Origin of the sequence: Pseudomonas fluorescens HK44 (genome assembly GCF_000217955.3) — a bacterium.
Classification (GTDB): domain Bacteria; phylum Pseudomonadota; class Gammaproteobacteria; order Pseudomonadales; family Pseudomonadaceae; genus Aquipseudomonas; species Aquipseudomonas fluorescens_AQ.
Genome location: NZ_AFOY02000015.1, coordinates 139,909 through 153,470 on the forward strand (window position 1 = coordinate 139,909; position 13,562 = coordinate 153,470).

The 13,562-nt window shown below is 61.7% G+C and carries 14 protein-coding genes and 1 pseudogene; 4 read left to right on the plus strand and 11 right to left on the minus strand.

What is annotated here, in order from left to right; all coding sequences use genetic code 11:
• Positions 1–153: 153 nt before the first annotated feature.
• From HK44_RS13420 to HK44_RS13450, 7 genes are all read right to left on the minus strand, one after another.
• Positions 154–522 (minus strand): Na+/H+ antiporter subunit G, encoded by a 369-nt coding sequence (locus HK44_RS13420; RefSeq protein ID WP_019690999.1) that lies wholly within the window; start codon positions 520–522, stop codon positions 154–156.
• Positions 519–797 carry a K+/H+ antiporter subunit F gene (locus tag HK44_RS13425; RefSeq protein ID WP_019690998.1) on the minus strand — a complete coding sequence of 93 codons (279 nt, stop codon included), beginning with the start codon at positions 795–797 and terminating at the stop codon, positions 519–521. Before HK44_RS13425 ends, HK44_RS13420 begins: the two co-directional genes overlap by 4 nt.
• Positions 794–1,282, minus strand: coding sequence for a Na+/H+ antiporter subunit E (locus tag HK44_RS13430; RefSeq protein ID WP_019690997.1), 489 nt, complete (start codon positions 1,280–1,282; stop codon positions 794–796). The genes HK44_RS13425 and HK44_RS13430 overlap by 4 nt, the downstream gene beginning before the upstream one ends.
• Positions 1,279–2,964 carry a monovalent cation/H+ antiporter subunit D gene (locus tag HK44_RS13435; RefSeq protein WP_019690996.1) on the minus strand — a complete coding sequence of 562 codons (1,686 nt, stop codon included), beginning with the start codon at positions 2,962–2,964 and terminating at the stop codon, positions 1,279–1,281. The genes HK44_RS13430 and HK44_RS13435 overlap by 4 nt, the downstream gene beginning before the upstream one ends.
• Positions 2,961–3,305 (minus strand): Na+/H+ antiporter subunit C, encoded by a 345-nt coding sequence (locus HK44_RS13440; RefSeq protein ID WP_003202835.1) that lies wholly within the window; start codon positions 3,303–3,305, stop codon positions 2,961–2,963. Before HK44_RS13440 ends, HK44_RS13435 begins: the two co-directional genes overlap by 4 nt.
• The gene (locus HK44_RS13445) at positions 3,305–6,223 is read right to left on the minus strand and encodes a monovalent cation/H+ antiporter subunit A (protein WP_019690995.1); all 2,919 of its coding nucleotides are present in this window, start codon (positions 6,221–6,223) and stop codon (positions 3,305–3,307) included. The genes HK44_RS13440 and HK44_RS13445 overlap by 1 nt, the downstream gene beginning before the upstream one ends.
• 199 nt (positions 6,224–6,422) lie before the next feature.
• Positions 6,423–7,448 carry a DMT family transporter gene (locus tag HK44_RS13450; protein WP_080690620.1) on the minus strand — a complete coding sequence of 342 codons (1,026 nt, stop codon included), beginning with the start codon at positions 7,446–7,448 and terminating at the stop codon, positions 6,423–6,425.
• On the opposite strand from HK44_RS13450, the gene HK44_RS13455 reads away from it, so the two are divergent.
• Both HK44_RS13455 and HK44_RS13460 read left to right on the plus strand, forming a co-directional pair.
• Positions 7,443–8,006, plus strand: a complete 564-nt coding sequence (locus HK44_RS13455) for a helix-turn-helix domain-containing protein (protein WP_019690993.1) — start codon at positions 7,443–7,445, stop codon at positions 8,004–8,006. The two genes, HK44_RS13450 and HK44_RS13455, sit on opposite strands and share 6 nt — an antisense overlap.
• A 67-nt stretch (positions 8,007–8,073) precedes the next feature.
• Positions 8,074–9,501: an FAD/NAD(P)-binding protein gene (locus HK44_RS13460; RefSeq protein WP_019690992.1), complete on the plus strand. Its 1,428-nt coding sequence runs from the start codon at positions 8,074–8,076 to the stop codon at positions 9,499–9,501.
• A 28-nt stretch (positions 9,502–9,529) separates the two neighbouring features.
• Here the strand turns inward: HK44_RS13460 and HK44_RS13465 are convergent, their stop codons facing one another.
• Positions 9,530–10,378, minus strand: coding sequence for a Gfo/Idh/MocA family protein (locus HK44_RS13465; RefSeq protein ID WP_431357331.1), 849 nt, complete (start codon positions 10,376–10,378; stop codon positions 9,530–9,532).
• On the opposite strand from HK44_RS13465, the pseudogene HK44_RS29750 reads away from it, so the two are divergent.
• A pseudogene (locus HK44_RS29750) lies at positions 10,377–10,511 on the plus strand (IS110 family transposase); the annotation flags it as partial. The gene HK44_RS13465 and the pseudogene HK44_RS29750 sit on opposite strands and share 2 nt — an antisense overlap.
• Positions 10,512–10,534: 23 nt before the next feature.
• Here the strand turns inward: HK44_RS29750 and HK44_RS13470 are convergent.
• On the minus strand, positions 10,535–11,302 hold the full coding sequence (locus tag HK44_RS13470) for an SDR family oxidoreductase (RefSeq protein WP_019690990.1): 768 nt from the start codon (positions 11,300–11,302) through the stop codon (positions 10,535–10,537).
• Between the two features lie 38 nt (positions 11,303–11,340).
• On the minus strand, positions 11,341–12,408 hold the full coding sequence (locus tag HK44_RS13475) for a phosphotransferase family protein (protein WP_019690989.1): 1,068 nt from the start codon (positions 12,406–12,408) through the stop codon (positions 11,341–11,343).
• 189 nt (positions 12,409–12,597) lie between these two features.
• Between HK44_RS13475 and HK44_RS13480 the strand changes: the two genes are divergently transcribed.
• Entirely contained in the window at positions 12,598–12,990 is a 393-nt protein-coding gene (locus HK44_RS13480; protein ID WP_019690988.1) for a DUF4280 domain-containing protein, read from the plus strand.
• A 22-nt stretch (positions 12,991–13,012) separates the two neighbouring features.
• Here HK44_RS13480 and HK44_RS13485 read toward each other — a convergent pair whose 3' ends face one another.
• Positions 13,013–13,555: a toxin-antitoxin system YwqK family antitoxin gene (locus HK44_RS13485; protein WP_019690987.1), complete on the minus strand. Its 543-nt coding sequence runs from the start codon at positions 13,553–13,555 to the stop codon at positions 13,013–13,015.
• Positions 13,556–13,562 lie beyond the last annotated feature (7 nt).

The window sequence follows — 13,562 nt, forward strand, 5'->3', positions numbered from 1 at the left end:
GAGGCGCGGGGTTGCCACCCCACACAGACGCCGGATAGATGAAAGCAAGCCAAACACGCATCAAAAACAGTATTGCAGAAAAGGGGGTAACCATAGATGTGGGAGCGAGCCTGCTCGCGAAGAGGCCTTCCCATTCACCACAACCCTTTGCAATCAGCTACCACTTTCTGTCCGCCGACTGCTGACCTCGGCCGGCACGTCATCCCCGGCCATGCGCTTACGGAACAATGCCGCACGCGCCAGCAGCAAGGTGGTGACCGGCATGGTGATCGACAGCAGTATCGGGATCAGCCAGGCGTGCAACACCGGACTCGATTTGAGTGCCGAGAAATAGATGATCGACGCCAGTGCCACGCACCAGGCGCCCAAGGTCGAGGCCAAAGCCGGCGGGTGCATGCGTTGAAAGTAATCCTTCAAGCGCAGCAGTCCGATGGCGCCGATCAGCGCGAACAGGCTGCTGACCACCAGCAGGATCGCCACCGGGATTTCGACCCACAAAGACAATTGACCCAGCTCATTCATTCGATCACCTCGCCACGCAGCAGGAATTTCGCCAGGGCAAACGAGCCGACGAAGCCGAACAGCGCAATCAGCAGCGCCGCTTCGAAGTAGGTGTCACTGGCATAGCGGACGCCCAGCACCAGCATCATCAGCATGGCGAGGATGTACAGGTAGTCCAGCGCCAGAACCCGGTCCTGTGCCGATGGACCTTTGAACAGGCGAATCAGCGTCAGCCCCATCGCCAGCGAGAAAATGAACAGGCTGAAGAGAACCGCATTCGAGAGCAGGGCACTCATTCGAAAATCTCCATCAAGGGGCGCTCATAAGTCGCCTTGAAGTGCTGGATGAATTGCGCTTCGTCATCCAGATCGAACACGTGCAACAGCAAAATGCTGCGATCCAGCGCCAGCTCCGACCAGACCGTACCGGGAATCACCGTGGTGATCATCGACAGCGCCGCGAGGCCGTTGGCGTCACGCAGGTCCAGCGGCACCTTGATGAACGTTGAGTGTGGCGGCCGTCGACCGGCGTTCAACACGCCCCAAGCGACGGCGAGGTTGGAGGCCAGTACGTCACAGCCGACCTGGAAGATCAGGCGCAGGATCACCCCGGGACGACGAATACGGATTGGCAGCGGTCGCAGCTTGCGCATCATCAGCGGTGCGCAAAAGCCCAGAATCGCACCCAGCAGCAGATTGCCCGGGCTGACGGACTGATTCAGCACCAGCCACAGCAGCCAAAGGGCCAACGACAACCAGGGAGCCGGAAACAGACGTTTCATGGTTGCACCTCCCGCATCGTGGTTTTGGCTTCGGGGTTTGGTACGGCGCGGGTGCCGAGTACCGCCATCACGTATTGCTGCGGATTGTTCAAGGTGTTGGCGGCCGCCTGGGTGTAGCGCATCAGCGGTTCGGCGTTGAAGGTCAACACGATGCTCAAGGCCAGCAGGGCAAAGATCGGCACGCATTCCAGGCGCCGCAGCACCGGTGACGGGCGTTCTGCGGGCGTCCAGAAACGCTGGATGCCCAGGCGCGAGAAGGCGATCAACGAGGTAAGCCCGGACAGGATCAGCAGCGCCAGCAGGCTCCATGCCGCGTTCGATATCGGCTGCTCACCCGAGACGCCAAGGCCCAACGGATTGAGCAGGGCGCTGAGCAAGCCGAGTTTGCCGATGAACCCGGAGAGCGGCGGCATGCCGATGATCAGCAGGGCGCAGGCAATGAAGCTTAAGCCAAGGAACGCCATCGTCCAGGGAATCACCTGACCGACCAGGGCTTTCTGGTCGTCATCGAGGTTGATGCCCTTGGTCGGCGGTGAGGATTCCAGCGGTCGCGGTAGCGCTTCGACTTCATCGTCCAGCGGCATCTCGATGGCGGTGCGCGAGCGTTCGATCAGTTCCGCCAGCAGGAATAGCGCGCTCAGCGCCAGGGTCGAGCTGACCAGATAGAACAGCGCCGCGCCGATCAGGCTCGGCTGGGCAAAACCGATGGCTGACAGCAGGATCCCCGCTGACACCAGGATACTGAGGCTGGCCATGCGTTCCAGTCGCTGCGTGGCGAGGATCGCCAGCGCCGCGCAGACAATCGTCGCCATGCCGCCGTAGGTCAGCCAGTCGCCGCCAAAGTACGCCGATGCACCGGCCTGGCCGGAGAACAGCAGGGTCCACAGACGCAGCAAGGTGTAGACGCCGACCTTGGTCATGATCGCGAACATCGCCGCCACCGGCGCACTGGCCGAGGAGTAGGCCGGGGCCAGCCAGAAGTTCAACGGCCACATCCCGGCCTTGGCCAGGAACGCCACGGCCAGAATCGCCGCACCGGCATGCAGCAAGCCGCGATCGGCTGCCGGCACCAGCGGGATCTTCTGCGCCAGGTCGGCCATGTTCAGGGTGCCGGTGACGCCATAGATCAGCGCTGCGCCAATCAGGAACAGCGATGAGGCCAGCAGGTTGATCGAAATGTAATGCAGGCCCGACGACACCCGGGCGCGCCCCGAACCGTGCAGCATCAAGCCGTAAGACGCCGCCAGCAGCACTTCGAAAAACACGAAGAGGTTGAACAGGTCAGCGGTCAGGAAGGCCCCGTAAAGGCCCATCAACTGAATCTGGAACAGCGCGTGGAAGCTGGCGCCGGCACTGTCCCAGCGGGCCATGGCGAACAGCAGGGCGCTGACGCCGATGATCCCGGTCAGCACCAGCATCAGCGCCGACAGGCGATCGACCACCAGCACGATACCGAACGGTGCCTGCCAGTTGCCCGGCAGGTACACGCCGATGGAGCCGGGCACGCCTTGCGCCTGGGTCCACTGCAGCAACAGCACGGAAACGCCCAGGCCCAGCAGGCTGGAGAACAGGTTGATCCGGGCTTTGAGCGGGCGGTGTTTTTCGCCGAGCATCAACATCAGCGCCGCCGTCAGCAACGGCAGCAGAATCGGTGCAGCGATCAGATGGGGCATCCAGCTCATTCTTTAGGCTCCCGGCCATCGACATGGTCGGTGCCGGTCAGGCCCCGGGACGCCAGCAGCACCACCAGGAACAGTGCGGTCATGGCGAAGCTGATGACGATGGCAGTGAGTACCAGCGCCTGGGGCAGTGGGTCGGTGTAATGCAGCAGGTCCTGGGGCACGCCGTCCTTGATGATCGGCTCTTTGCCGATGAACAGGCTGCCCATGCTGAAGATGAACAGATTGACCCCGTAAGACAGCAGGCACAGGCCCATGACTACCTGAAAGGTCCGTGGGCGCAGCACCAGCCAGACTCCGGAGGCCGCCAGGACGCCAATGGCAATTGCGATAACTTCTTCCATCAGGCAGCTCCTGGCTTGGCAATGGGTTTAGGCTGACTGCCCGGCTTGTGGCCACGCACCGATTGGTGCGCCAGGGCAGTCAGGATCAGCAGCGTCGAACCTACCACCACGGCGTACACGCCGATGTCGAAGAACAGTGCGCTGGCGATATGAATCTCGCCCAGCAACGGCAGCCCGAAATGCCAGGTGTGGGTGGTCAGGAACGGATAACCGGCGACCATCGCTCCGAGACCGGTGAGCGTGGCAAACAGCAGCCCGGTGCCCATCCAGCGCACCGGCCGCAGGCTCATCTGCGCCTCGACCCACTGAGTGCCGGCGACCATGTATTGCAGGATGAACGCCACCGACATCACCAGGCCTGCGACAAATCCGCCGCCGGGTTGATTGTGCCCGCGCATGAACAGGTAGAACGACACCACCAGCGCAATCGGCAGCAACAGCCGCACCAGCACCGCCGGGACCATCATGAAGCCCAGTGCGGTATCGCTGGCGTGACGCGGGTTGACCAGATCGGTGACCACGTCCGGTGCCAGCAGGCGCTGCTGTGCCGGCAGCTGCATGCTTTCTTTCGGTGGACGGAAGCGTCGCAGCAGGGCAAACACGGCCAGCGCCACGGCCACCAGCACGGTGATTTCACCGAGGGTATCGAAGCCCCGGAAGTCCACCAGCATCACGTTCACCACGTTGCTGCCGCCACCTTCGGGCAACGCGCGACTGAGGTAAAAGGAGGAGATGTCGTTCGGTGTCTGGCGGGTCAGCATGGCGTAGGCGAGCAGCGCCATGCCGACGCCGACCGCGCTCGACAGCAGCAAGTCGCGCAGACGGCGAACCCGTGCCTTGGGCTCGCTGCCGGGCAGTGGCGAGACCTCTTCGATCCGCCGTGGCAGCCAACGCAGGCCCAGCAGGATCAGCACGGTGGTCACCACCTCGACCACCAATTGGGTCAGGGCCAGGTCCGGCGCCGAGAACCAGACGAAGGTGACGCAGGTCATCATGCCGCAGACACTGACCATGGTCAGGGCCGCGAGCCGGTGGTACTTGGCTTGCCAGGCGGCGCCCAGCGCGCAGGTAATCGCCAGCAACCAGAGCGCGACGAAGACGACCGAGCCGGGGATCTTCGGCCGCTCGCCCCAGCTCAAGCCGCTGTGCAGCAGCGGAATCAACCCTGCCAACACGGCTACCAGCACCAGCAGGAACAGCTGGGTTTGCAAGCGCGTGGTACTCACTCGCCGCTCCAGCCGTCGGGCGAGGCGCATCATCACCACCAGGCTGCGTTCGAACAGGCGCTTGCCGTTGAGGCGGCCAATGAGAGGCGGGTAGTTGAACCGCCCGCGTTTGAGCGGGTTGCGCAGCAGCAGGTACACAACGATACCGGCGGACATGGCGATCAGGCTCATGATCATCGGCGCGTTCCAGCCGTGCCAGATCGCCAGGCTGTATTCGGGCAAGGTACCACCCACCACCGGCAGGGCCGCGGCGGCGAGTAACGGGCCGACCACCTGGGCCGGGAAAATCCCGACCACCAGGCAGGTGAACACCAGCAACTCCACTGGCGCACGCATCCAGCGCGGCGGTTCGTGCGGGGTGTGCGGCAGGTCGGTGGCGGTAGGACCGAAGAACACATCAACCGTAAAGCGCAGCGAATAGGCGACGCTGAACGTACCGGCGATGGTCGCGACGATCGGCAGGGTCGTCTCGATCCAGGCCGAGGCATTAATGAACACGGTTTCGGCGAAAAACATTTCTTTCGAGAGGAAACCGTTGAGCAACGGCACGCCAGCCATCGAGGCGCTGGCAACCATTGCCAGGGTCGCGGTGAACGGGATCAGTTTGATCAGGCCGCTGAGCTTGCGAATGTCGCGGGTGCCGCTTTCGTGGTCGATGATCCCGGCGGCCATGAACAGCGAGGCCTTGAAAGTGGCATGGTTGAGAATATGGAACACCGCCGCGACGGCGGCCAGCGGGCTGTTCAGGCCCAGCAACAGGGTGATCAGACCCAGATGGCTGATGGTCGAGTAGGCCAGCAGGCCCTTGAGGTCGTTCTGGAACATTGCGCAGTAGGCGCCGAGCAACAACGTACAAGCGCCGGCCCCGCTGACGATGTAGAACCATTCTTCGCTGCCGGACAGCGACGGCCACAGCCGTGCCAAAAGGAAAACCCCGGCCTTGACCATAGTCGCCGAGTGCAGGTAAGCCGAGACCGGTGTTGGAGCGGCCATGGCATGGGGCAGCCAGAAATGGAAAGGGAACTGGGCGCTTTTGCTCAAGGCGCCGATCAGGATCAGCGGCAGCAGGATGGGGTACAGCGCATGGGCGCGAATCAGATCGCCGGCGGCCAGGACCTTGTCCAGGTCATAGCTGCCTACGACATGGCCGAGCAGCATCACCCCCGCCAGCAGGCACAAACCACCGGCGCCGGTCACCATCAGCGCCATGTAGGCGCCACGGCGAGCATCGGCGCGGTGGTGCCAATAGCCGATCAACAGGAACGAGAAGAGGCTGGTCAGCTCCCAGAAGAACACCATTTGAATGAGGTTGCCGGAGATCACCAGCCCGAGCATGGCGCCCATGAACGCCAGGAAAAACGCGAAGAAACGCGGCACCGGGTCTTCCGGTGACATGTAATACCGCGCGTACAGCGACACCAGCGTGCCGATGCCCAGCACCAGCATCGAGAACAGCCAGGCGAAACCGTCCATGCGCAGGACGAAATTCAAGCCCAGGCTCGGTAGCCAGAAGATCTCTTCGCGAATCACGCCGCCATGGGCGATCTGCGGGTACAGCAAAGCCACCTGGACAGTGCCGATCAGGGCGACCAGGCCAGCGAGTGTTGATTCAGTATTACGTGCGTTGTGCGGCAGCAAGGCCGCCAGACAGCTGCCAATAAAAGGCAGAAGCAGTAGAACTATCAGGGACATAGGATTCTAATCTGCGGAAGTTTGTGAAAGATCATACGTGCCGAGCCCCGGATCACCAACCGCCAAGCTGTGGCAGAATCCTACAAGGTCGGCTGAAAATGCCTGATTCACATTGTTTCGAAGGGCTGTGCTCGACCGCTCGGACGCCATCGTAGCTTGCTCGCGATGACTATTTTTCAAGCACCGCAGATTTCACGTCTTAACCTTGAATTTCCTGTTCCAGCTCTTCTTCAGTCGAAGCAGTCTTACCCTTGGTCTTCAGTTCACTGACAATCACCGCCGCGACAATCAATGCCGCGCCGAACAACGCCAGCCCCGGCAGCCTCTCGCCCGCGATACGCCCGGCGATACCGGCCCAGACCGGTTCTCCGGCATAGATCAGCGTCGCGCGGGTCGGTGAAACGCTTTTCTGCGCCCAGTTCATCGCCACTTGAATCGCCGCACTGGCGGCGCCCAGGCCCACCGCGCTGGCCAACAGCAACCAGGAAAAACCGGGAAGCGTTTCCTGAGTCGGCACAATCATCAAAAATGCCAGTACCGAAGTGGTTGCCAGTTGCACTACGGTGACTCGACGCACGTCGACCCGGCCAGCATAGGTGCCGATCAGAATGATTTCGGCGGCGATGGCGACGGCACTGATCAGTGTGGCGATTTCCCCCGAACTGAAATTCAACGACGCCCCGGCAGGGCCTGAAAGCAGCATCAAACCGGTAAACGCCAGCATGATGCCAATGCTCGGCATCAACCCTGGCCGACGTCCCAGCACCAGCCATTGCAGCAAGGGCACGAAAGGCACGTATAACGCGGTGATGAACGCAGACTGACTGCTGAGGATGGTCTGCAAGCCGACGGTTTGCAGGCCATAGCCGAGCATGATTGCCACGCCTATGAACATGCCGGCCTTGAGTTCGAACAGGGTCAGCTCACGCAGGCTGCGCCAGGAGAACAGCGCGACGATGCTCGCCGCTGCAGCGAAGCGCAGGCCGACGAAAAACATCGGCCCGCTGACCGTCATCGCATGCTGCACCAGCAGGAACGTCCCGCCCCAGACCATGGTAATCAGCACCAGCACGCATTCAGCCTTGCTGAACCGTGAGAAAAAGGCAGAGGGATTGGAAGAATTCACCGACGTCATGGCCTTGCGCACTACCTGAGGGGGACGCACAATGCGCCCGAAGTTGGGCAGTATACTGCGCAAACCTACTAAGTGAGCAATATAGTGCACAAAGATTCCGGCCAACGGGCCTCCGTCCTGCAACACGTCAGCCAGAACGTCCGACGCCTGCGCCATGCCGCAGAGCTGAGCCAGACGGCATTGGCGGAAAAATCCGGGGTCAGCCGACGGATGCTGGTGGCCATCGAAGCGGGTGAAAAAAACGTCAGCCTGACCACCCTCGACCGGGTGGCCGAAGCCTTGGACGTAGCCTTCAGCGACCTGATTCAGGCCCCCGAGGTGCGTGACCCGAGCCGCATCAACGAACTGGCGTGGGCCGGTCTGATTCCCGGTAGTAAAGCCGTGCTGTTGGCCAAGGCCAATGCCAGCCGTGAAGTCGAACTCTGGGAATGGCGGCTGGAGCCGGGCGAGCAATACCTTTCGGAGCCGGATGCCGATGGCTGGAGTGAACAGCTGTATGTCTTCGAAGGCAGCCTGACCCTGGTGCTGGGGGACGAGGAACGCAGCCTTGCGACGGGTGAGTTCATCAGCTTCGCCAGTAACCGGCCCCACGCCTATCGCAATGACGGGACAGTGGCGACACGGTTTGTGCGCAACGTGGTGCTCTGAAACAGATCATCGTCCCCTATAACGCCCAGTGATACATTTCAAACAAACATGGATCGTAGAGAACTGCATGACTGAAACTCCAGGCGGACAAGCAACAGACGTACTGCGCAACGCTGACATCCTGATCGTCGGCGGTGGCCTGAGCGGCACGTTACTGGCCATGCATTTGATGCGCTTGCCCGGCAAGCGTCAGGTGCTGGTGATCGAACCCCGTGCCGAGCTGGGGCGGGGCGAGGCCTACAGCGCGGTTGAATTGGGCCACACGCTGAACAGCAATGCCGCGCGGATGAGTGTCGACCTGGACAATGCCGATGACCTGACCCAATGGCTGAGCGCATTTATTGCCAACGGCGGTTGGCCTGAGTCGGACCAGCAGTCAGTGCCGGTCGCCGAGTTGTTCCCGCCTCGGGGCATTTTCGGCCTGTATGTGCAGCAACGGTTGGCCGAAGCCCGGGCCGTCGGCGCGGGCTATGGCTCAAGCGTCGAGCACGTGTGCGGGGAAGTGGTCGACCTGCAGGCTGATGAACACGCCACGTTGCTGACATTGAGTGATGGTTCGCGGTTGCGCGGCGCTTTTACGGTGCTGGCGACCGGCTTGTTTCCGGCTGCGCGAACCCCACAAACCGAGTCCAGTGGCTTGAACGCCGCCGCCGTCGATCCTTGGGATGTGGCGGCCATGACGCAGCTTGATCCGCAATCGACGGTGTTGATCATCGGTTCGGGCCTGACCATGGTCGATGCCGTGGTGTCGCTGGAACAGGCCGGGCATCGTGGGCCGATCGAAGTGTTTTCCCGTCATGGCTTGTTGCCGCATGTACGTCGGCAACCGCCGGCATGGGTGGATTTTCTGGCCGAAGATCCCGGCATTCGCAGCCCGCGTCAGTTGATGCATGAACTGCGACGCCATTGCCGTGCGGCGATGGCGGACGGTATCGACTGGCAGGCGCCGCTGGATACTGTGCGGGCGCATATCGGGCGGCTGTGGAGTCAGGCGACGGATCTGCAGCGCCGGCAGTTTGTGCGGCATGTACGGCCGTGGTGGGAAAGTCATCACCACCGGTCGCCACCCTTGAGTGCCGAGTTGGTGGCGCGTTTGCATCAGTCAGGGCGCCTGCGGATTCAGGCTGCATCGTTCAAAGGCCTGGCGCCCTCGTTGGAGGGGCGGGTGAACCTTCGCATTCGTCGTCGCGGGGAGTCTGAAGTGACGGTGGTCAGTGGCGATGCGCTGATCAACTCCAGTGGTATCGAATATGACTGGCGCCGGGTAGCCCGACCCTTGCCGCAGCAACTGCTGGCCCGCGGCTTGATCCAACCGGGGCCATTGGCGCTGGGCATCGCAGCGGATGCGAGTGGGGCGGTGATGGATGCCGAGGGGCAGGTTGCCCGACGCTTGTTCGCCATGGGCCCACCCCTGCGTGGAATGTGGTGGGAAAGCACGGCAGTGACCGACGTGGCGAGCCATGCCAAGGCGTTGGCCCTACGGCTGGCGCGCTGAGCGTTGCCATAAAGCAGCGCTGGAGCGATCAGACCTCCCTGATATTGACCCAGCGTTGCTCCCGCGCCGCCAGCCGAATCGCTGCCGCCAGGCGTTCCACTTCCCAGGCCTCCTCGAAATCAGTGCCATCCTGGCCTTGCCCGGCCAAGGCCATGATCAGCGCGTGCACTTGCAGCGTCTTCAACTCGTTGTAGCCCAACTGATGCCCGGGTGCAGGGCTGAACGCCGCGTAGCCGGGCAGGTTCGGCCCGGCCAGTAAACGCTGGAAACCGTCCTGGCCGGCGCGGCACAGGCGTAATTCATTCAAGCGCTCCTGATCGAACGCCAGGGTGCCCCGGGTGCCGCTGATCTCGAAGCTCAGATGATTCTTGTAGCCGTGCTTGAGCCAACTGCTGCTGAAGGTGCCACGAGCGCCGTTGGCAAAGCGCAGCAGGGCGTGGGCCTGATCGTCGACGGCAATGCTGCGTTGTTCCGGGCTACCCGCCGTGGCCGGTCGCTGGCGGTGCACCGTTTGGGTAGCGGCGCACACCGCTTCGACATCGCCCACCAGATAGCGCGCCATGGCCAGCAAATGACTCCCCAGATCCGCCAGTGCGCCGCCGGCATGTTCGGCCTCGCAGCGCCAGGACCACGGCGAGTTTGGGTCAGCCATGAAGTCTTCGCTGAATTCACCTTGAAAGCTGATGGTCTCGCCCAGCTCACCGTTTCGAATCAGGTCGCGGGCCAAACCAATGATCGGGTTGTGCTGGTAGTTGTAGCCCACACGGGTGACCACGCCAGCGGCTTTCGCCGCCAGCTGCATGGCGCTGGCTTGTTGAAGACTGACTGCCAGCGGTTTTTTGCAGTACACCGGTTTGCCAGCGGCGATCGCGGCCATGGCCAGAGGTTCCAAGAAGACTCAGGCCCTGGTAATCCTTGCCCGAAAACTCGCCCGGGTGGCGTTCGCCCTGATGAAAAACCAGAGCGAATACCAACCGAATCGACCGTTGCAGGGTTGTCCTGCAACATAGAATCTCCCACAGGAGACAGAGAATCAGGACAGGAAACCACCGTCCACATTCAACGAAACCCCAGTGGTATAGCTCGACGCATCACTCGCCAGATACAACACTGCCCCGGCCATTTCGCTCGGATCAGCCACACGTTTGAGCGGAATCTGCTGCAGCGCGGTCTTCAAAATTGCGTCGTTTTTCACCAGCGCCGAGGCGAACCTGGTGTCGGTCAGGCCTGGCAGCAGGGCGTTACAGCGGATACCGAACTGCGCGCATTCCTTGGCGAAGACCTTGGTCATGTTGATTACCGCCGCCTTGGTCACCGAGTAGATGCCCTGGAAGATGCCCGGCGAAACGCCATTGATCGAGGCGACGTTGATGATGCTGCCGCCACCGTTTTCGCGCATCAGCTTGCCGGCTTCCACCGACATGAAGAAGTAACCGCGAATGTTCACGTCGACGGTTTTCTGGAAGGCGCCGAGGTCGGTGTCCAGCACGTTGCAGAACTGCGGGTTGGTCGCGGCGTTGTTGACCAGGATGTCCAGGCGACCGAATTGTTCGCGAATACCGGCGAACACTTGAGTGATCTGTTCCATTTCACCGATGTGGCAAGCGACAGCGGTGGCTTTTCCGCCGTCAGCGATGATCGCGTCGGCCACGTGCTGGCAGCCGTCGACTTTGCGGCTCGACACGATCACGTGGGCACCTTGCTGGGCCAGCAGTTTGGCGATGGCTTCACCGATGCCACGGCTGGCGCCGGAGACGAAAGCGATTTTACCGTCGAGGTCGAACAACTGAGTCTTGGACATGGTTTTTCCTTGTGATGGGCGTGGTGCCAGGGGCGCGATCAGAGGCTGGACTTCTGAATGACTTGCAGGCTCATCTGCTCCAGCAGCTTGTTCATGTGGATGAACTGCGCGAAGCGTTTGTCCTGGGTCTGACCATGGAAGAAACGGTAGTAGATCTGCTGCACGATACCGGCCAGGCGGAACAGCCCGTAGGTGTAATAGAAGTCGAAGTTGTCGATCTGGATCCCCGAGCGTTCGGCGTAGTAGTCGACGAACTCGCGGCGGGTCAGCATGCCGGGTGCGTGACTCGGTTGGCGGCGCATCAGTTGCACCGGTGCCGGGTCGCCGGCTTCGATCCAGTAGGCGAGGGTGTTGCCCAGATCCATCAGTGGATCGCCGAGCGTGGTCAGTTCCCAATCCAGTACGCCGATGATCTGCATCGGGTTGTTCGGGTCGAGGATCACGTTGTCGAAACGGTAGTCGTTGTGGACGATGCTCGACGTCGGGTGGTCGGCCGGCATCTTGTCGTTGAGCCAGTCCTTGACCGCTTGCCAGCTTGGTGCGTCAGGCGTCAGGGCTTTCTCATAGCGGTCGCTCCAGCCACGAATCTGCCGCGCGACATAACCTTGCGGCTTGCCCAGGTCGGCCAGGCCACAGGCCTGGTAATCGACGCGGTGCAGCTCGACGAATTTGTCGATGAAGCTCTTGCACAAGGCTTCGGTTTTAGCGGCGTCGAGGCCCAGTTCCGGTGGCAGTTCGGAGCGCAGGATGATCCCCTTGACCCGTTCCATTACATAGAACTCGGCACCGATCACCGATTCGTCGGTGCAGTGCACGTAGGCTTTCGGACAGTACGGAAAGCCGTCCTTGAGTTGATTGAGAATGCGAAACTCACGGCCCATGTCGTGGGCGGACTTGGCCTTGTGGCCAAACGGTGGCCGACGCAGCACGAACTCCTGCTCGGGGTATTCCAGCAGGTACGTCAGGTTTGAAGCGCCGCCGGGGAACTGGCTGATCTGCGGCAACCCGCTCAGGCCCGGAATGTGCGCCTTGAGGTACGGATCGATCAGGCTGGCATCGAGTTCTTCGCCAGAGCGGATACGGGTGGACTGGTCAGTAAGCGCCATGCTTATCCCTTCTGCTTATTTTGGAGGCCAGACATCATTGGCTAATCTAATAGCGCGCCGGGGGCGCCACAAGCGCGACAAGGTCTTATAGGTTAGCGTGTTGCCGGATAATCAGCGTTCCTGATGTGCGAGAACAGGCTCGGCGGACTATGGTTCAGAGGAGCATCGTTTCCGGGAAGGAGATTCGACATGGGTTGTCCGCAAGTGTGCGCCACCGCGACCCTGCAATGCAGTTTCGGTGCGGCACCGGGGGTGCTCAACGTGCTGCCAGTGAACCGCACGCTGACCGGGGGCATGCCGGCGGCGAACATCATGGATCACATTCCGCTGCTGAACATCATGCCGTTCGGCATGTGCATGAGCCCGGCCAATCCAATGGTCGCGGCTGCAACGGCTGCTGCACTTGGGGTGTTGACGCCGATGCCGTGCATCCCGGCCACTGCCGCCCCGTGGATGCCCGGAGCGCCGACCCTGTTGCTGGGGGGGATGCCTGCCCTCGACGCCAACTGCAGCTTGATGTGCAACTGGGGCGGGATGATCAAGGTTGTCATGCCGGGGCAGATGCAGATGTTGATTCCCTAGGCCGACGCGAATGCGTAGAGCTTCATGCCTCCGAGGGATCGGCCCAGCGGCGGTACCACCAGCGCAGTCGCGAGATCGGTTTGCCTTCGGCATCCAGCGGTCGCCCGTCGCTGGCGAAGGATTGCTCCGGTTCCAGCAACTGGCCATTGAGATAACGGGCGTTGACCGCTTGTTGGCCGTTGGGATGGAAACGCTGGTAAAGCCCCTCGCGTACACCGTCACGGTAGAACTCGACCTCCGCGACGCGCCCGTCGGGAAAGTAGTTACTCGCTTCACCATGAAGCAGGCCCCGACGGTAAGTGGCTTTGCGTTTCAGGCACCCCTCGGGTGCATAGAAGCTCGCGACGCCTTGTAACTTGTCGCGCAAAAAAGGCAACTGCGCCGACACCTTGCCGTTGGGGTGATACAACACGCTGGTGCCCTGCAACTCGCCTTTGCTGTAACTCAGATCTGCCTGAGGGTGCCCGGCCTCTTTAATGTGCAGCGGACCGTCCAATTGATCGTCAGTGAGGCGGCCACTCATTTGGCTGTCGCCACGCTCCAGTTCTACCTTGCTGGATGCCATCTTCGGT

What these genes read in the sequence shown, in the direction of transcription:
- HK44_RS13440 (WP_003202835.1), bottom strand. Translation starts at nt 3,305, where the DNA reads ATGGAAGAAGTTATCGCAATTGCCATTGGCGTCCTGGCGGCCTCCGGA.
- HK44_RS13480 (WP_019690988.1), top strand. Translation starts at nt 12,598, where the DNA reads ATGGGTTGTCCGCAAGTGTGCGCCACCGCGACCCTGCAATGCAGTTTC.
- HK44_RS13420 (WP_019690999.1), bottom strand. Translation starts at nt 522, where the DNA reads ATGAATGAGCTGGGTCAATTGTCTTTGTGGGTCGAAATCCCGGTGGCG.
- HK44_RS13435 (WP_019690996.1), bottom strand. Translation starts at nt 2,964, where the DNA reads ATGAGCTGGATGCCCCATCTGATCGCTGCACCGATTCTGCTGCCGTTG.
- HK44_RS13485 (WP_019690987.1), bottom strand. Translation starts at nt 13,555, where the DNA reads ATGGCATCCAGCAAGGTAGAACTGGAGCGTGGCGACAGCCAAATGAGT.
- HK44_RS13445 (WP_019690995.1), bottom strand. Translation starts at nt 6,223, where the DNA reads ATGTCCCTGATAGTTCTACTGCTTCTGCCTTTTATTGGCAGCTGTCTG.
- HK44_RS13475 (WP_019690989.1), bottom strand. Translation starts at nt 12,408, where the DNA reads ATGGCGCTTACTGACCAGTCCACCCGTATCCGCTCTGGCGAAGAACTC.
- HK44_RS13465 (WP_431357331.1), bottom strand. Translation starts at nt 10,378, where the DNA reads ATGGCCGCGATCGCCGCTGGCAAACCGGTGTACTGCAAAAAACCGCTG.
- HK44_RS13425 (WP_019690998.1), bottom strand. Translation starts at nt 797, where the DNA reads ATGAGTGCCCTGCTCTCGAATGCGGTTCTCTTCAGCCTGTTCATTTTC.
- HK44_RS13470 (WP_019690990.1), bottom strand. Translation starts at nt 11,302, where the DNA reads ATGTCCAAGACTCAGTTGTTCGACCTCGACGGTAAAATCGCTTTCGTC.
- HK44_RS13430 (WP_019690997.1), bottom strand. Translation starts at nt 1,282, where the DNA reads ATGAAACGTCTGTTTCCGGCTCCCTGGTTGTCGTTGGCCCTTTGGCTG.
- HK44_RS13460 (WP_019690992.1), top strand. Translation starts at nt 8,074, where the DNA reads ATGACTGAAACTCCAGGCGGACAAGCAACAGACGTACTGCGCAACGCT.